The following is a 16,279-nucleotide window of genomic DNA, read 5'->3' as shown; positions in this document are numbered from 1 at the left end:
GCCGTACAGGCCACTAGCGCCCCCGGGAACCACTGTAGATCAACATGACGCACAGGGCAGGTCACTGACCATGCTTTTTACGAATGCCGGTCCATAGCCTGGGCGTGCTTATAATGCGGGCGCTTTCATTGGGTAGAGGTTGCAGGGGAGAGGACGGATGTTGCTACGGGGCCTGACCTGGCTGGTGCTGTTCCAATTGCTGGGCACCGCCATCAATCATTTGTTCTTGCCGGTGCTGCCGGGGCCGATCATCGGCCTGCTGCTGTTGCTGGGCTATTTGATCGTCCGTGGCGAAGTCGCCGAGCCATTGAGCCTGGCCGCCAGCAGCTTGCTGCGTTACTTGCCGTTGCTGCTGGTGCCGCCGGCGGTGGGGGTGATGGTCTACGCCCGGGCCATCGCCGCCGATTTCTGGGCCATCGTCGGCGCGCTGGTGTTGTCGCTGGTCCTGTCCATGGCGTTCACCGGGGTGTTGATGCAGCGCCTGGGCCGGCATCACGTCGCGGCCGTGGAAGAGGACCAGCCATGATCCTCGACTGGCAGGGCGCCTGGGCGTCGGTGATCCATCATCCGCTGTTCGGCATCGGCATTACCCTGGGGGCCTATCAACTGGTATTGGCGGCATTCGAAAAGACCCGCTGGGTATTCCTGCAACCGGTGCTGATGTCGATGGTGCTGCTGATCGGTGTGCTGGTCAGTTGCGGCATCAGCTACGCCGAATACCGCAAGAGCACCGAAATCCTCAGCATCCTGCTGGGGCCGGCCACGGTCGCGCTGGCGGTGCCGCTGTACCTGAACCTGCGACGGATCCGGCAATTGTTCTGGCCGATCTTTACTACGCTGGTGATAGGCGGGGTGTTCGCCACCGGCTCCGCGGTGTTGCTGGGCTGGGCGTTTGGCGCCGAGCACATGATTCTGATGACCATGGCGCCCAAATCGGTGACCTCTCCGATTGCGATGCTGGTGGCCGAGCAGATCGGCGGCGTGGCGGCCATGGCGGCGGTGTTCGTCTTGATCACCGGTGTGCTCGGGGCGATCCTGGGCCCGAGCATCCTGACCAGGCTGGGTGTCCACAGCCCTGAAGCCCGGGGCATGGCCCTGGGCCTGACAGCTCATGCGGTAGGGACTTCAGTGGCGTTGCAGGAAAGCGAAGAGTCCGGCGCCTTTGCGGCGCTGGCGATGAGTCTGATGGGCGTGGCCACGGCGGTGCTGCTGCCGCTGGTAGTGTCGATGACGGTCTAGGAAACAGTTATGAATTTGCCGCTTTTTCCGTTGAACACCGTGCTTTTCCCCGGCTGCATTCTCGATTTGCAGATATTCGAGGCACGTTACCTCGACATGATCGGGCGCTGCATGAAGAAGGGCGAAGGGTTCGGGGTGGTGTGCATCCTGGACGGGCAGGAAGTCGGCATCGCGCCGCAAGGTTATGCACGGGTCGGCTGTGAGGCGCTGATCACCGACTTTTCCCAGCAGGACAATGGCCTGCTGGGAATTCGCGTGCAGGGCGGACGCCGCTTTATCGTGCATGGCAGCAGTGTCCAGGCCGACCAGCTCACCGTGGCCGATGTCGAATGGCTGGAGGATGAACCGGAGCAACCGCTGCAGGACGAAGACGCCGACCTGGTGGCGCTGCTCCAGGCCCTGGCCGAGCACCCGATGGTCGAGGCCCTGAACATGGGCACCGAGGCGACCGGCCAACAGTCATTGGCCAATCAACTGGCTTACCTGCTGCCGTTCAATGAGCTGGACAAGATCGACTTGCTGCAACTGGATGATCCGCAACAGCGCCTGGATGCGATTCAGGCGCTGCTCGATGAGTTGCAGGGCGAGCTCTTCGCCTGAGGCTGTTCACCGCAAATCATTGTGGGAGCGAGCCTGCTCGCGATGGCGGCGTGTCAGCGAAGCAGGTGTTGGCTGAGGCGCCGCCATCGCGAGCAGGCTCGCTCCCACAGGGATTCCTCTGTGCCGATGAAATCAGTCTGCATCAATAGGCATACCGCAGCATCCCATGGGGCAGGTGCCGCAGGGCAAAGAAGCTGAATGCGGCCACCAGCGCCGGCAGGATCAGCCACCAGATCTTCGGCGGCATGGCGGGCAACGGGGTCTGGCGCTGGCTCAGCCACAGGACGGCGGCGCAGACGCAGGCGGCGAGCATGGCGCCAGCCAGGATGTCGCTGGGCCAATGGGCGCCCAGGTACACCCGGGACAAGGCAATCGCCAGCGCCGGCAGACAGCCCAGGAGCAGCCAGGTCAGGCGCAGGCGTGGCGGTTGTCCGCGACCGGCCAGGACCGCGAGCGCCAGGAACAGCGCGAACGAACCGGAGGCATGGCCACTGGGCATGCTGTAGCTGGTCAGCGGATCGGTCAGGATTTCCGGGCGCACGCGGGCGAAGAAATGCTTGCTGCCGGTATTGGCCAGGGCGGTGAGCAGCATGGTGGCGCCGGCGAAGATCGCCTGTCGCCATTGGCGGGCCAGCAACAGCAATCCGGTCAGCAGGGCGCTGAAGATCAGCATGAAGCGGAATTCGCCGATCAGCGTGAAGGTCACGGCGATCTCGTCCAGCATCGGGCTGCGATGTTCCTGGACCAGGGTCATCAACCCTTGGTCGAAGGCGGTCAGGTAGCGGAAGCCGATGAACAGGCCAAGCAGGATCACCAGGCCCAGGCCGGCAATCAGCGCCGTGGCGTGTCGGTGACGCCGCAGGCTGCTGTTGACACTCAACCCGATCATCACCGCGACGCTGCCGATGACGATGCCGGCCTGTAGCCAGAAGCCTTCGGGCAACGGCAGGCGAATCGCCGCCCCGGTGGCCCAGCCCGGCAAAAGATACGCCACGCTCCAGCCCGACGCGGCCAGCAGGCTGACGGCGGCAAAGCGGGGGAAGGGCATGTCGCACATCCCGGCGACCATCGGCAGCATCGGTCGCAGCGGGCCGATAAAGCGTCCCACCAGCAGGCTGGCGATGCCGTAGCGCTGGAAATAGCTTTCCGCCGCGTTCATCCATTCCGGGTGGTGCCGCAGTCCCGGCAGGCGTCGGATGTTCTGGTGGAAGTGCCGGCCGAGGAAATATGAGGCCAAGTCCCCGAGCAAGCCTCCCAGCAAGCCCAGCAACAGTGTCTCGCCCAGGGACAAGGCGCCACTGCCGGCCAGCACCGCCACGGCAAACAGCAGCACGGTGCCCGGTACGATCAACCCGGCAATCGCCAGGCACTCCACGCACGCCACGATGAACACCGCCACCGCCAGCCATTGCGGGTTGGCAGCTAGCCAGCCAGTGATGCTATCGAGCCATGGGCCCATAAATACAACTCCATTGAATGTGCATTGTTTTACTGTGGGAGCGAGCCTGCTCGCGATAGCGGTGTGTCAGTCAACATCAATATTGGATGTACGGACGCCATCGCGAGCAGGCTCGCTCCCACAGGGGATCTGTTGTGAAGCAAAAAAACCTGGCTCCCACAGGAAATTGTGTTGCATCGCTCATGGCAGCAAAAAATAATCGCGCCCCTCGACCTGTCCGCGCCGCAACGGGTTGCGGGTGCACCACGGTGCGTAGGCGGCGTCGACGAAACGGTAGGGCAGATGCTCGTCGCGTCCCAGTGGGATGCCCAGGCGGGTGGTCTGGATCACATTGACCGTCGGCACCGCCACGTCTTCCACCAGCAACCGTTCAGGGTCGAAGCGTTTGGCGTCCCATTCCGGCACCTTCAGCCCCAAGGCCTTGCACAGCAGGGTCTGGCCGGCGCAGAGCTTCTGCGGCGTACGTGGGCGGCCTTGGGCGTCGGGATTGTTCAGCAGCATCTGCGCCAGGCTGTCCGGGCCGGAGATGCCATCGACCCATGGGTACGCCGATTTGATCAGCACCGCGTTACCCGGTCCCTGGGCGCTGAAGTTCAGCGAGTCGCCGCCCCGGGCGTAGTACATATAGATGTGGCCGCCGTCCAGAAACAGTGCCTTGCGTTTTTCCGTATAGCCCAGGGAGGCGTGGCTGCCCTTTTCGGCGAAATAGTACGCTTCGGTCTCGATGATTCGGGCGCTGAGCCACAGCTCGCCGACCCTGTGGCGAATGACTTTGCCCAGCAGGTCCCTGGCGAGCACCTGGGCGTCGCGGTCAAAAAAGGCATGGGGCAAGGCGTTTGGCGTAGGTGGCGAATCGGTCATGGCAGTAGACGAATTGAGGCCAAAGGAAGGGCGATGATAGCAATGGAAATCTTAATCGCCGCTGAACAGGTGAAATTCCTGACAGTTTTGCGCCTCCGCCGGTCACCACTGTGAGTCCATGCTGTTAGTCGAGGGTTACGACAGCTATAATCTGCCGCTTTCCTCTTCGCCAAGACCACACAGACCATGACTGAGTCCGTTCTTGACTACATGACCCGCCTGGGTCGCGCCGCTCGCGAAGCGTCGCGCATCATCGGCCGTGCCAGCACCGCGCAGAAAAACCGCGCCCTGCAAGCCGCCGCCAATGCGCTGGACGCCGCTCGCGCCGAGTTGTCCGCCGCCAATGAGCTCGACCTGGCCGCCGGCCGGGCCAATGGCCTCGAGCCGGCCATGCTCGAGCGCCTGGCGCTGACCCCGGCGCGCATCGACGGCATGATCGTCGGTCTGCGCCAGGTGGCGGCACTGCCGGACCCGGTCGGGGCGATCCGCGACATGAGCTACCGGCCATCGGGTATTCAGGTCGGCAAGATGCGCGTGCCCCTGGGCGTGGTCGGGATCATCTACGAGTCGCGGCCGAACGTGACCATCGACGCCGCGAGCCTGTGCCTGAAGTCCGGTAACGCGACCATCCTGCGCGGCGGTTCCGAGGCGATTCATTCCAACCGTGCCATTGCCGCCTGCATCCAGCGCGGCCTGGCCGAGGCCGGTCTGCCGGCCGCCGTGGTGCAAGTGGTGGAAACCACCGACCGTGCCGCTGTCGGCGCGCTGATCACCATGCCCGAATTCGTCGATGTCATCGTGCCGCGCGGCGGCAAGGGCCTGATCGAACGGGTCAGCCGCGATGCCCGTGTACCGGTGATCAAGCACCTGGACGGTATCTGCCACGTCTACGTCAGTGCTCACGCCGAGCTGCCAAAGGCCCAGCGCATCGCCTTCAACGCCAAGACCTATCGTTACGGCATCTGCGGCGCGATGGAAACCCTGCTGGTGGACCAGGCCGTTGCCCAGGACTTCCTGCCGGCGATGGCTGCTCAGTTCCGCGAAAAAGGCGTCGAACTGCGGGGTTGCGAGCGCACCCGGGCGATCATCGAGGCGGCGCAAGCCACCGAAGAGGACTGGAACACCGAATATCTGGCGCCGATCCTGTCGATCCGGGTGGTCGACGGTCTGGACCAGGCCATCGAGCACATCAATCGTCACGGCTCCCACCACACCGACGCCGTCGTCAGCGAACACCAGGGCGAAACCCGGCGCTTCCTGGCTGAAGTGGATTCGGCGTCGGTGATGATCAACACCCCGACCTGCTTCGCCGATGGCTTTGAATACGGATTGGGCGCCGAGATCGGCATTTCTACTGATAAGCTGCACGCCCGCGGCCCGGTCGGCCTCGAAGGCCTGACCTGCGAGAAGTACATCGTGGTCGGTGATGGCCAGTTGCGCGGACAGGAGCCGGTCTGACTTGGGCGACCTCGACCCGTCAGCCGCTGTGACGACGACAGCTGTGCCCAGGCGCATCGGCATCCTGGGCGGCACGTTCGACCCGGTGCACATCGGCCATTTGCGCGGTGCGCTGGAAGTCGCCGATGCCCTGGGCCTCGATGAGCTGCGCCTGACGCCCAACGCCAGGCCGCCTCACCGGGATACACCGCAGGTGTCGGCGCAGGACCGTCTGGCGATGGTCGAGTGCGCGGTGGCCGGCGTGTCGCCGCTGGTGGTGGACGCCCGCGAATTGCAGCGGGACAAACCGTCCTACTCCATTGACACCCTGGAGCTGATGCGGGCCGAAATGGCCGCCGACGCCCAGGTTTTCCTGCTTCTGGGCTGGGACGCATTTTGCGGCCTGCCCACTTGGCACCGCTGGGAAGAGTTGCTCCAGCATTGCCACATCCTGGTGCTGCAACGCCCGGATGCCGACAGCGAGCCGCCGGATGCCTTGCGCAACCTGCTGGCGGCACGCTCGGTGAGCGACCCGCTGGCCCTCAAGGGGCCGAGCGGACAGATTGCATTCGTCTGGCAGACACCGCTCGCGGTATCCGCCACCCAGATCCGTCAACTGCTGGCCAGCGGTAAGTCGGTACGTTTCCTGGTGCCCGACGCGGTCCTGGCCTACATCGATGCGCACGGGCTGTACCGTGCGTCGAACTGAACGAGGCTGCTTCAAGGCACGTGGTACGTGTAGCGAAGCGCCCGAATATACGAGCAAAACGAGTTTTATATGACTGAGAAAGACGTAAACAAAGTAAAGCGCAAGGGCACCTTCAAGAGCGCCCCGCTGCCCGTGGAGGCGCACACTGGCGCCGTGCTGGCCGGCGAAGAGCTGGTCAAGGTGGCCGTTGCGGCCCTGGAAGACGTCAAGGCCCAGGACATCCAGGTGATCGACGTTCGTGAAAAGCAGAGCATCACTGACTTCATGATCATCGCCACCGGTACCTCCAACCGCCAGATCGGCGCGATGCTGGACAAGGTCCGCGAAGCGGTCAAGGCCCAGGGTATCAAGCCGCTGGGCGAAGAAGGCAAGGGCGACAGCGACTGGGTCCTGCTGGATATGGACGATGTCATCGTGCACATGATGACCGCCTCGGCACGCCAGTTCTATGACCTGGAGCGCCTGTGGGCCGGTGCCGAACAGAGCCGTGCGGCGGATGCCCGTCACCACAGCCCTGAAAACACCCATGAGCACTTCACCAAGCTCAACAAAGACCAGCAGTAAGGGATCGCTGTGCGACTGCGCCTGATCGCCGTCGGTTCCCGCATGCCCAAGTGGGTGGAAGAAGGCTGGCATGAATATGCCAAGCGTCTTCCTTCCGAGCTGGCCCTGGAACTGGTGGAAATTCCGCTCAACACCCGTGGGAAGAACGCCGACGTGGCGCGCTTCATCCGCCAGGAAGGCGAAGCCATGCTGGCCAAGGTCGGGCCGAACGAGCGCATCGTCACCCTCGAGGTCCACGGCAAGCCCTGGAGCACCGAGCAACTGGCGGTCGAGCTCGATCGCTGGCGGCTGGACTCGCGCACGGTGAATTTCATGGTCGGTGGCCCGGAGGGGCTGGCGCCGGAAGTCTGTGCGCGGGCCGATCAGCGCTGGTCGTTGTCGCCCCTGACGTTGCCGCACCCGTTGGTGCGGATCCTGATCGGTGAACAGTTGTATCGTGCCTGGACAGTCCTGTCCGGGCACCCTTACCACAAGTAATCCTGCCCTCATGCCTCAGCCGATCCGCATCAAGGACCACGAAAAAGACGCCCGCCTGGTGCGCAGTCGCGTCGTGTTCGGCGCCATTACCGTGGTGACGCTGATCGGCGTGCTGATCGCGCGGCTCTATTTCCTCCAGGTGATCCAGTACGAGTACCACTCGACCCTGTCGGAAAACAACCGTGTGCATGTGCAGCCGATCCCGCCGACCCGCGGGTTGATTTTCGACCGCAATGGCGTGGTGGTGGCCGACAACCGGCCCAGTTTCAGCCTGAGCATGACCCGCGAGCGGTCCGGCGATTGGCAACAGGTGCTGGATGTCATCGTCGAAGTGCTGCAACTGACGCCCGAGGATCGGGCCATCTTCGAGAAGCGCATGCGCCAGGGACGTCGGCCGTTCGAGCCGGTGCCGATCCTGTTCGAGTTGACCGAAGAGCAGATTGCCCTGATCGCGGTGAACCAGTTCCGCCTGCCGGGCGTCGAGGTGGTAGCGCAGTTGGTGCGTCATTATCCCCAGGGGGCGCATTTTGCCCACTCGGTCGGCTACATGGGGCGGATCAACGAGAAAGAGCTCAAGAGCCTCGATCCGGTCAACTACAGCGGTACCCACCACATCGGCAAGACCGGCATCGAGCGCTTCTACGAGCCCGAGCTGCACGGCCAGGTGGGTTACGAAGAAGTCGAGACCAACGCCCGTGGTCGCGTGTTGCGGGTTCTCAAGCGCACCGACCCGATTCCCGGCAAGGACATTGTCCTGAGTCTGGACATCAAGTTGCAGGAAGCCGCCGAAGCGGCCCTGGGCGGACGACGGGGCGCCGTGGTGGCGCTGGACCCGGCCACCGGCGAGGTCCTGGCGATGGTCAGCCAGCCGAGTTTCGACCCGAACCTGTTCGTCACCGGCATCAGCTTCAAGGCCTATGCCGAGTTGCGCGATTCCATCGACCGGCCGCTGTTCAACCGTGTATTGCGCGGCCTCTACCCGCCGGGCTCGACCATCAAACCGGCCGTGGCGATTGCCGGGCTGGACGCCGGCGTGGTGACCGCCTCGAGCCGGGTCTTCGACCCCGGCTATTACATGCTGCCCAACTACGACCACAAGTACCGCAACTGGAACCGTACCGGCGACGGCTATGTGGACCTGGAAACGGCGATCATGCGTTCCAACGACACCTACTTCTATGACCTGGCCCACAAGCTGGGGATCGATCGGTTGTCGTCTTACCTGGGTAAGTTCGGCATCGGCCAGAAAGTCTCCCTGGATATGTTCGAGGAGTCGCCCGGCCTGATGCCTTCCCGGGAATGGAAGCGGGTGACCCGGCGCCAGGCATGGTTCCCGGGTGAAACCCTGATCCTGGGGATCGGCCAGGGCTACATGCAGGCAACGCCTTTGCAACTGGCCCAGGCCACGGCCCTGGTGGCGAGCAAGGGCAAGTGGCATCGCCCGCACCTGGCCAAGACCATCGAAGGCCAGCCGCCCGTGGACCCGGACCCGATGCCAGACATCGTCCTGCACAATCCGTCGGACTGGCAGAAGGTCAACAACGGCATGCAGCAAGTGATGCACGGTGCCCGGGGTACGGCGCGCAAGGCGGCAATCGGCTCGCCTTATCGCATCGCCGGCAAGAGCGGTACAGCCCAGGTGGTCGCGATCAAGCAGGGCGAGAAGTACGACCGCTCCAAGGTCCAGGAGCGCCACCGCGACCACGCCCTGTTCGTCGGTTTCGCCCCGGCCGACAACCCGAAGATCGTTGTGGCGGTGATGGTCGAGAACGGTGAGTCGGGCTCTGGTGTCGCCGCGCCAGTGGTGCGCCAGGTCATGGATGCCTGGTTGCTGGATGAACACGGCCAGCTCAAGCCTGAGTACGCAAGCCCCACCACCGCGGAGGCTACGGCCCGTGAAGAATAATTTCGACCGGATCCTCTCCAGCGAAGACGTGATGCGCCGTCGCGCCACGCTGTTGCAGCGCATGCACATCGATGGCCCGCTGCTGGTCCTGCTGCTGATCCTGGCCGCGGGCAGCCTGTTCGTGTTGTATTCGGCCAGCGGCAAGAGCTGGGATCTGCTGGCCAAGCAGGCCACCTCGTTCGGCATCGGGCTGGTGTCGATGATCGTCATTGCCCAGCTCGAACCACGTTTCATGGCGCGCTGGGTGCCGCTGGCCTATGTGGTGGGCGTGAGCCTGCTGGTGGTGGTGGACGTGATGGGCCATAACGCCATGGGGGCCACGCGCTGGATCAACATCCCCGGGGTGATCCGCTTCCAGCCTTCGGAGTTCCTGAAGATCATCATGCCGGCGACCATCGCCTGGTACTTGTCCAAGCGTACCTTGCCGCCGCAGCTCAAGCACGTATGCATCAGTCTGCTGCTGATCGGCATCCCGTTCATCCTGATCGTGCGCCAGCCGGACCTCGGTACTTCACTGCTGATCCTGGCCGGTGGCGCCTTCGTGCTGTTCATGGGTGGGTTGCGCTGGCGCTGGATCCTGAGCGTGGTTGCCATCGCGATACCGGTGTCGGTGGCCATGTGGTACTTCGTGATGCATGACTACCAGAAGCAACGCATCCTGACCTTCCTCGACCCGGAAAGCGACCCGCTGGGCACCGGCTGGAACATCATCCAGTCCAAGGCCGCCATCGGCTCCGGTGGGGTATTCGGCAAGGGCTGGCTGATGGGCACCCAGTCGCACCTGGACTTCCTGCCGGAAAGCCACACCGACTTCATCATCGCCGTGATGGGCGAGGAGTTCGGCCTGGTGGGGATCTGTCTGCTGCTGCTGATCTATCTGTTGCTGATCGGCCGGGGGCTGGTCATCACCGCCCAGGCCCAGACCCTGTTCGGCAAGTTGCTGGCGGGCAGCCTGACCATGACGTTTTTTGTTTACGTTTTCGTCAACATCGGTATGGTCAGTGGCTTGTTGCCGGTCGTAGGAGTGCCGTTGCCCTTCATTAGCTACGGAGGAACTTCGCTGGTGACGCTACTGTCAGCGTTTGGGGTCTTGATGTCGATCCATACCCACCGCAAGTGGATCGCGCAGGTTTGAATAAGGTGAAGAGTTCAATGCAAGCAATGCGTGGCTGGTCGACGCGACATGCGTGGGTCGGCCTGATCAGCCTCCTGGGCGGTGCGTCGCACGCCTTGGCCGGTGATTACGAAGGCTCGCCGCAGGTGGCCGAGTTCGTCGGTGAAATGACCCGCGACTACGGCTTTGCCGGTGAGCAACTGATGGGGGTGTTCCGCGAGGCCGAACGCAAGCAGTCGATCCTCGATGCGATCTCCCGGCCCGCCGAGCGGGTCAAGCAGTGGAGCGAATACCGGCCGATGTTCATCACCGAGGCGCGCATCGCCCGGGGTGTGGACTTCTGGCGCCAGCACGAGGCCGCCTTGACCCGCGCCGAGCAGGAATACGGTGTGCCGGCCCAGGTCATCGTGTCCATCATCGGTGTCGAGACCTTCTTTGGCCGCAATACCGGGAATTTCCGGGTGATCGACGCCCTGTCGACTCTGGGCTTCGATTATCCGCCGCGGGCCGAATTCTTCCGCAAGGAACTGCGTGAATTCCTGTTGCTGGCCCGCGAGGAGCAGGTCGATCCGCTGACCCTCAAGGGCTCCTATGCCGGGGCCATGGGCCTGCCGCAGTTCATGCCCAGCAGTTTCCGCGCCTATGCGGTGGATTTCGATGGCGATGGCCACATCAATATCTGGACCAACCCCACCGATGCCATCGGCAGCGTTGCCAGCTATTTCAAGCGCCACGGCTGGGAAGCCGGACAACCGGTGGTCAGCCGTGCCGACGTGCGTGGCGACCAGGTGGACGAGGGCCTGAGCGAGGGCATCGAGCCGACGAAAACCGTCGGGGAGTTGCGGGCGCTGGGCTGGTCGAGTCATGATGCGCTGCGTGACGACATGCCCGTCACCGCCATCCGCCTGGAAGGTGAACAGGGTCCTGAATACTGGATGGGCCTGAAGAATTTCTACGCAATTACGCGTTATAACCGCAGTGTGATGTACGCCATGGCTGTGCATCAACTGTCTGAAGAGCTGGTCAAAGCACGGGGCGTCAAATAATGCAGGCATTGCCTACCTATCAACCCCTGAAAGCCAGGCCCCTGAAGTTCGTGGCACTGGCTGCGCTGTCGCTGTTGGTCGTCAGTTGTTCGACCAGTCGCGCACCGACCCAGAAGAGCTCCACCGCCGTGCGCGCCATGCCGGGCCTGGACATCAACCGTGCCCACAAGGACGGCGCGCCGTGGTGGGACGTGGATGTCTCGCGCATTCCCGACGCCACCCCAACCCTGCACACCGGCCCCTACAAGGCCAACCCGTACACGGTGCTGGGCAAGACCTATTTCCCGATGGCCGACTCCAAGACCTACGTCGCGTCGGGCACGGCGTCCTGGTATGGCACCAAGTTCCATGGCCAGAACACCGCCAACGGCGAGGTGTATGACCTGTACGGCATGAGCGCGGCCCACAAGACGCTGCCGTTGCCCAGTTACGTGCGGGTGACCAACCTGGACAACAACAAGAGCGTGATCCTGCGAGTCAACGACCGTGGGCCGTTCTATTCCGACCGTATCATCGACCTGTCGTATGCGGCGGCGAAAAAACTCGGTTACGCTGAAATCGGCACCGCGCGGGTCAAGGTCGAGGGCATCGACCCGCAGGAGTGGTGGGCCCAGCGTGGCCGTCCGGCGCCTTTGATGCTCAACGAGCCAAAAGTGGCGCAAAATGCCGCGCCGACCGTAACGGCGTCCACCGGCACGGTCGAACAATGGACACCACCGCCGCAGCAACACGCCGCGGCCGTAGTGCCTGTGCAGCTGGATGCAAAAAAAAACGCTTCTGCAACAGCGTCTGGCCAGTATCTGCAAGTGGGCGCGTTCGCCAACCCGGACGCTGCCGAACTGCTCCGCTCGAAGCTGAGCTCGATGGTGAGCGCTCCGGTGTTCATCAGCTCGATCGTGCGCAACCAGCAGACACTGCATCGGGTGCGCCTGGGGCCGATCGGTTCTCCGGGTGAAGTCCAGCAGGTGCAGAACAGCGTGCGCCTGGCCAATCTCGGTTCGCCGAGCCTGGTCACCGCCGAATGATTGATTGAAGGCCCGCTTGCGGTTCGAGCGGGTCCGGTTGTTGGCTCCATGAATAACAAAAGCCCGGCAAGGGTGTGAGTGAGCAACTTGCAAACGCGGCAGCCCGTCAAGAAGGCTGCCTGTTAAGTATTGCCCTTGGGCAGTTTCCATTAGCGATTTCGAGAGACGGATGAATATCACCACCTTTGCCAAACGCCTTTGCCTGCTAGTCCCGCTGCTTCTTTCACCTGCCGCGTTCGCGGCCGAGATGATGCCGGCTCCCCCTCAATTGGCCGCCAAATCCTTTGTGCTCATGGATGCCAGCAGCGGCGAGGTGCTGGTAGAGAACAACGGTGACCAGCGCCTGCCACCAGCCAGCCTGACCAAGCTGATGACCGCCTACATCGCGACCCTGGAAATCCGTCGCGGCCAGATCGGCGAGAACGATCCGGTGACCGTCAGCGAAAACGCCTGGCGCACCGGCGGTTCGCGGATGTTCATCAAGGTCGGCTCGCAGGTGACCGTCAGCGATCTGCTGCATGGCATCATCATCCAGTCTGGCAACGACGCCAGCGTCGCCCTGGCCGAGCACATTGCGGGCAGCGAAGACGCGTTTGCCGACATGATGAACAAGACGGTCGCCGACCTGGGCATGACCAACAGCCACTTCATGAACCCCACTGGCCTGCCGAACCCTGAGCACTACTCGTCGGCGCACGACATGGCGCTCCTGGCCCGGGCGATCATCCACGAAGACCCGGCGCACTACGCCATCTATTCCCAGAAGGAATTCTTCTGGAACGGCATCAAGCAGCCTAACCGTAACCTGTTGCTGTGGCGCGACAAGACCGTCGACGGCCTGAAGACCGGCCACACCGACGAGGCCGGCTACTGCATGGTGTCCTCGGCGGTGCGTGACGGCATGCGCCTGATCGCCGTGGTGTTCGGCACCAGCAGCGAAGTGGCCCGTGCCGCTGAAACCCAGAAACTGCTGACCTACGGTTTCCGCTTCTTCGAAACCCAGACGTTCTACCAGAAGGGCACCGAACTGGCCCAGGCCCAAGTCTGGAAGGGCACCAGCAGCCAGGTCAAAGCCGGCCTGGCCGAAGACCTGACCATGACCCTGCCAAAAGGCCAGCTCAAGAAGCTCGCTGCCAGCATGACCCTGAACCCGCAACTGACCGCCCCCATCGCCAAAGGCGACGTGATCGGTAAGGTTGAAGTCAAACTGGAAGACAAAGTGGTGCACAGCGCCGACTTGATCGCGCTGGACGCGGTCGAGGAAGGTGGTATCTTCCGCCGCATGTGGGATAGCATCCGGCTATTCTTCTACGGCTTGTTCAACTGAATCGAAGGTTGACTGCACGGCCCCGTTCCTGTCCGGTGCGGGGCCTTGTTCGTTTTCACGTCTACGAGGCCGTTACGCCATGACAGACTCAGAAGTAAAGGCGCCAAAGATCGAATTTCCCTGCAAGGACTATCCGATCAAAGTGATTGGCGACACCGGAGTGGGCTTCAAGGACAAGGTCGTTGCCATTCTGGAGAAACACGCCACCGTCGATCTCCTGACCCTGGCCGAGCGCCAGAGCAGCAATGGCAAGTACACGACGATCCAGTTGCACATCGTTGCTACCGGCCAGGAGCAGCTGTACGACATCAATAGCGAGCTGCGGGCGACCGGCGTCGTGCACATGGTGTTGTGATGCCGGGCACGCTGGGCTTTCGCGAGCTGGGTCAGATGGCTTACGAGCCGGTCTGGCATGCCATGCAGCGCTTCACCATCGAACGAGGCAACACCGCCGAAGACGAAGTCTGGCTGGTGGAGCACCCGCCGGTGTTCACCCAGGGCCAGGCCGGCAAGGCCGAGCACCTGCTGCTGCCGGGGGATATTCCGGTGGTGAAGGTCGACCGGGGCGGGCAGGTGACTTACCATGGCCCCGGCCAGCTGGTTGCCTACCTGCTGCTGGATGTGCGCAAGCTGGGGTTCGGTGTGCGTGAGCTGGTGACGCGCATGGAAACCTGCCTGATCGAGCTGCTGGCCAGCTATGGTGTCACGGCGCAGGCCAAGCCGGATGCGCCGGGGGTCTACGTCGACGGGGCGAAAATCGCCTCCCTGGGCCTGCGGATCCGCCACGGTTGTTCGTTTCACGGCCTGGCGTTGAACGTGGACATGGACCTTTCGCCGTTTCGACGGATTAATCCCTGTGGTTACGCGGGGCTGGCGATGACCCAGCTGCGCGATCACACAGGATCGATTGAATTTGCCGAGGTAAGTGCCCGGCTGCGCGCGCAGCTCGTCAAACACCTCGACTATGCTGAGCAGACGACCCTCACGGGCGGAATCGACTGATATGACTACTGATGCAGTGCAAACCATGATCCCGACGCAGGATGTTACCGAGCGTCCGGCCCCACGTGCCAAGGTTGAGGCCGGCGTCAAGCTGCGCGGCGCCGAGAAGGTTGCGCGCATCCCGGTCAAGATCATCCCGACCACCGAATTGCCGAAGAAGCCGGACTGGATCCGCGTGCGCATTCCGGTGTCCCCGGAAGTCGACCGTATCAAGGCCCTGCTGCGCAAGCACAAGCTGCACAGCGTCTGCGAGGAAGCTTCCTGCCCGAACCTGGGCGAGTGCTTCTCCGGCGGCACCGCGACCTTCATGATCATGGGTGACATCTGCACCCGTCGCTGCCCGTTCTGCGACGTCGGCCACGGCCGTCCGAAACCACTGGACGTCAATGAGCCGGAGAGCCTGGCCATCGCCATTGCCGATCTTAAGCTCAAGTATGTGGTCATCACCTCGGTGGACCGCGACGACCTGCGTGACGGCGGTGCCCAGCACTTTGCCGATTGCATCCGTGAAATCCGCAAGCTGTCGCCGAACGTGCAGCTCGAGACGCTGGTGCCGGACTATCGCGGCCGCATGGACATCGCCCTGGAAATCACCGCCGCCGAGCCGCCGGATGTGTTCAACCACAACCTGGAAACCGTGCCGCGCCTGTACAAGGCTGCGCGTCCGGGTTCGGACTACCAGTGGTCGTTGACCTTGCTGCAGCGCTTCAAGCAGATGATGCCGCACATTCCGACCAAGTCTGGCTTGATGCTGGGCCTGGGCGAGACCGACGAGGAAGTTATCGAGGTCATGAAGCGCATGCGTGAACATGACATCGATATGCTGACCCTGGGTCAGTATCTGCAACCTTCGCGTAGTCACTTGCCGGTGCAGCGGTTTGTGCATCCGGATACCTTTGCCTGGTTTGCCGAGGAAGGGTACAAGATGGGCTTCAAGAACGTGGCTTCGGGGCCGTTGGTGCGGTCTTCGTATCATGCTGATGAGCAGGCTAAGTTGGTCAAGGCGGAGTTGTTGGGGGGCTGATCGTAGGGGGGATATCCGTTGCTGCGGTGATGGCGGCTGGCGGTTCCGCCCTTACGGCGGGTTACTTTTGGCAAACGCCCCAAAAGTAACCAAAAGGTCTTGGCCCCTCCACTCGGTGCCTCGCCTAGGCTCGGCATGCCCTCACTCCGGCATTGCTCCGTGGGCCCGCCGCGAAGGGCCATCCATGGCCCAGCGCGGCTAACCCGGCATCCATGCCGGGTTGCCCACTACGCAATACCTGCGTTCGGCCGTCGTGGTTAACGGGGCCCTAAGATCAAAAGCAAAGCAAAGCAAAGCAAAGCAAAGCAAAGCAAAGCAAAGCAAAGCAAAGCAAAGCAAAGCAAAGCAAAGCAAAGCAAAGCAAAGCAAAAGCAAAGCGGTTCAGCTGATCTGTCTTTGAAGCGTACATGCTCCCCCTGTGGGAGCGAGCCTGCTCGCGATAGCGGTGGCTCAGTTTGCATGAAGCAATGGATCTGCAAACCAATCTGA

General features: G+C 62.9%; 17 protein-coding genes. 15 read left to right on the top strand and 2 right to left on the bottom strand.

Going from position 1 to position 16,279, the window contains the following annotated elements; all coding sequences use genetic code 11:
* The first annotated feature begins 157 nt into the window (after positions 1-157).
* The 3 genes from PCOSP_RS25535 to PCOSP_RS25525 are packed head-to-tail and all read left to right on the top strand — an operon-like array spanning position 158 to position 1,839.
* Positions 158-526: a CidA/LrgA family protein gene (locus PCOSP_RS25535; protein ID WP_139649192.1), complete on the top strand. Its 369-nt coding sequence runs from the start codon at positions 158-160 to the stop codon at positions 524-526.
* The gene (locus tag PCOSP_RS25530) at positions 523-1,239 is read left to right on the top strand and encodes an LrgB family protein (protein WP_139649194.1); all 717 of its coding nucleotides are present in this window, start codon (positions 523-525) and stop codon (positions 1,237-1,239) included. Before PCOSP_RS25535 ends, PCOSP_RS25530 begins: the two co-directional genes overlap by 4 nt.
* A gap of 9 nt (positions 1,240-1,248) precedes the next feature.
* Positions 1,249-1,839, top strand: a complete 591-nt coding sequence (locus tag PCOSP_RS25525) for an LON peptidase substrate-binding domain-containing protein (protein ID WP_139649196.1) — start codon at positions 1,249-1,251, stop codon at positions 1,837-1,839.
* Positions 1,840-1,981: 142 nt separating this feature from the next.
* Here the strand turns inward: PCOSP_RS25525 and PCOSP_RS25520 are convergent, their stop codons facing one another.
* Positions 1,982-3,298: a bifunctional DedA family/phosphatase PAP2 family protein gene (locus PCOSP_RS25520; protein WP_464709763.1), complete on the bottom strand. Its 1,317-nt coding sequence runs from the start codon at positions 3,296-3,298 to the stop codon at positions 1,982-1,984.
* A gap of 180 nt (positions 3,299-3,478) precedes the next feature.
* Positions 3,479-4,159, bottom strand: a complete 681-nt coding sequence (locus PCOSP_RS25515; protein WP_139649200.1) for a DNA-3-methyladenine glycosylase — start codon at positions 4,157-4,159, stop codon at positions 3,479-3,481.
* Positions 4,160-4,345: 186 nt separating this feature from the next.
* Between PCOSP_RS25515 and PCOSP_RS25510 the strand changes: the two genes are divergently transcribed.
* From PCOSP_RS25510 to lipA, 12 genes are all read left to right on the top strand, one after another.
* Entirely contained in the window at positions 4,346-5,617 is a 1,272-nt protein-coding gene (locus tag PCOSP_RS25510; protein WP_464709762.1) for a glutamate-5-semialdehyde dehydrogenase, read from the top strand.
* Positions 5,618-5,660: 43 nt separating this feature from the next.
* Positions 5,661-6,305, top strand: coding sequence for a nicotinate-nucleotide adenylyltransferase (gene nadD, locus PCOSP_RS25505; RefSeq protein ID WP_175364256.1), 645 nt, complete (start codon positions 5,661-5,663; stop codon positions 6,303-6,305).
* A gap of 69 nt (positions 6,306-6,374) precedes the next feature.
* A complete protein-coding gene (gene rsfS, locus PCOSP_RS25500) occupies positions 6,375-6,869 on the top strand; it encodes a ribosome silencing factor (RefSeq protein ID WP_464709761.1) in 495 nt (164 codons plus the stop codon).
* 9 nt (positions 6,870-6,878) lie between these two features.
* The gene (rlmH, locus tag PCOSP_RS25495; protein WP_003185785.1) at positions 6,879-7,346 is read left to right on the top strand and encodes a 23S rRNA (pseudouridine(1915)-N(3))-methyltransferase RlmH; all 468 of its coding nucleotides are present in this window, start codon (positions 6,879-6,881) and stop codon (positions 7,344-7,346) included.
* A gap of 10 nt (positions 7,347-7,356) precedes the next feature.
* Entirely contained in the window at positions 7,357-9,252 is a 1,896-nt protein-coding gene (gene mrdA / locus PCOSP_RS25490) for a penicillin-binding protein 2 (protein WP_139649206.1), read from the top strand.
* Between the two features lie 31 nt (positions 9,253-9,283).
* Positions 9,284-10,387, top strand: coding sequence for a rod shape-determining protein RodA (gene rodA / locus PCOSP_RS25485; protein WP_175364255.1), 1,104 nt, complete (start codon positions 9,284-9,286; stop codon positions 10,385-10,387).
* A gap of 17 nt (positions 10,388-10,404) precedes the next feature.
* Positions 10,405-11,412, top strand: coding sequence for a lytic murein transglycosylase B (gene mltB, locus PCOSP_RS25480; RefSeq protein WP_139649210.1), 1,008 nt, complete (start codon positions 10,405-10,407; stop codon positions 11,410-11,412).
* The gene (locus PCOSP_RS25475) at positions 11,412-12,437 is read left to right on the top strand and encodes a septal ring lytic transglycosylase RlpA family protein (protein ID WP_041024393.1); all 1,026 of its coding nucleotides are present in this window, start codon (positions 11,412-11,414) and stop codon (positions 12,435-12,437) included. Before mltB ends, PCOSP_RS25475 begins: the two co-directional genes overlap by 1 nt.
* Positions 12,438-12,606: 169 nt before the next feature.
* Positions 12,607-13,764 (top strand): D-alanyl-D-alanine carboxypeptidase family protein, encoded by a 1,158-nt coding sequence (locus PCOSP_RS25470; protein ID WP_139649212.1) that lies wholly within the window; start codon positions 12,607-12,609, stop codon positions 13,762-13,764.
* 79 nt (positions 13,765-13,843) lie between these two features.
* Complete coding sequence (locus PCOSP_RS25465; RefSeq protein ID WP_041024391.1) at positions 13,844-14,119, top strand: DUF493 domain-containing protein; 276 nt, start codon at positions 13,844-13,846, stop codon at positions 14,117-14,119.
* Positions 14,119-14,766, top strand: a complete 648-nt coding sequence (lipB, locus tag PCOSP_RS25460; protein WP_464709760.1) for a lipoyl(octanoyl) transferase LipB — start codon at positions 14,119-14,121, stop codon at positions 14,764-14,766. The genes PCOSP_RS25465 and lipB overlap by 1 nt, the downstream gene beginning before the upstream one ends.
* Before the next feature lies 1 nt (position 14,767).
* Entirely contained in the window at positions 14,768-15,790 is a 1,023-nt protein-coding gene (gene lipA / locus PCOSP_RS25455; RefSeq protein WP_030140371.1) for a lipoyl synthase, read from the top strand.
* Positions 15,791-16,279 lie beyond the last annotated feature (489 nt).

Source organism: Pseudomonas sp. MAFF 730105, from assembly GCF_055380705.1.
Note: the sequence above shows the minus strand (reverse complement) of the source record. Positions and strands in the feature narration are given on the sequence as shown.

What these genes read in the sequence shown, in the direction of transcription:
- PCOSP_RS25525 (WP_139649196.1), top strand. Translation starts at nt 1,249, where the DNA reads ATGAATTTGCCGCTTTTTCCGTTGAACACCGTGCTTTTCCCCGGCTGC.
- lipA (WP_030140371.1), top strand. Translation starts at nt 14,768, where the DNA reads ATGACTACTGATGCAGTGCAAACCATGATCCCGACGCAGGATGTTACC.
- PCOSP_RS25465 (WP_041024391.1), top strand. Translation starts at nt 13,844, where the DNA reads ATGACAGACTCAGAAGTAAAGGCGCCAAAGATCGAATTTCCCTGCAAG.
- rodA (WP_175364255.1), top strand. Translation starts at nt 9,284, where the DNA reads ATGCGCCGTCGCGCCACGCTGTTGCAGCGCATGCACATCGATGGCCCG.
- rsfS (WP_464709761.1), top strand. Translation starts at nt 6,375, where the DNA reads ATGACTGAGAAAGACGTAAACAAAGTAAAGCGCAAGGGCACCTTCAAG.
- PCOSP_RS25475 (WP_041024393.1), top strand. Translation starts at nt 11,412, where the DNA reads ATGCAGGCATTGCCTACCTATCAACCCCTGAAAGCCAGGCCCCTGAAG.
- lipB (WP_464709760.1), top strand. Translation starts at nt 14,119, where the DNA reads ATGCCGGGCACGCTGGGCTTTCGCGAGCTGGGTCAGATGGCTTACGAG.
- PCOSP_RS25535 (WP_139649192.1), top strand. Translation starts at nt 158, where the DNA reads ATGTTGCTACGGGGCCTGACCTGGCTGGTGCTGTTCCAATTGCTGGGC.
- PCOSP_RS25510 (WP_464709762.1), top strand. Translation starts at nt 4,346, where the DNA reads ATGACTGAGTCCGTTCTTGACTACATGACCCGCCTGGGTCGCGCCGCT.
- PCOSP_RS25520 (WP_464709763.1), bottom strand. Translation starts at nt 3,298, where the DNA reads ATGGGCCCATGGCTCGATAGCATCACTGGCTGGCTAGCTGCCAACCCG.
- PCOSP_RS25515 (WP_139649200.1), bottom strand. Translation starts at nt 4,159, where the DNA reads ATGACCGATTCGCCACCTACGCCAAACGCCTTGCCCCATGCCTTTTTT.
- mrdA (WP_139649206.1), top strand. Translation starts at nt 7,357, where the DNA reads ATGCCTCAGCCGATCCGCATCAAGGACCACGAAAAAGACGCCCGCCTG.
- PCOSP_RS25530 (WP_139649194.1), top strand. Translation starts at nt 523, where the DNA reads ATGATCCTCGACTGGCAGGGCGCCTGGGCGTCGGTGATCCATCATCCG.
- mltB (WP_139649210.1), top strand. Translation starts at nt 10,405, where the DNA reads ATGCAAGCAATGCGTGGCTGGTCGACGCGACATGCGTGGGTCGGCCTG.
- PCOSP_RS25470 (WP_139649212.1), top strand. Translation starts at nt 12,607, where the DNA reads ATGAATATCACCACCTTTGCCAAACGCCTTTGCCTGCTAGTCCCGCTG.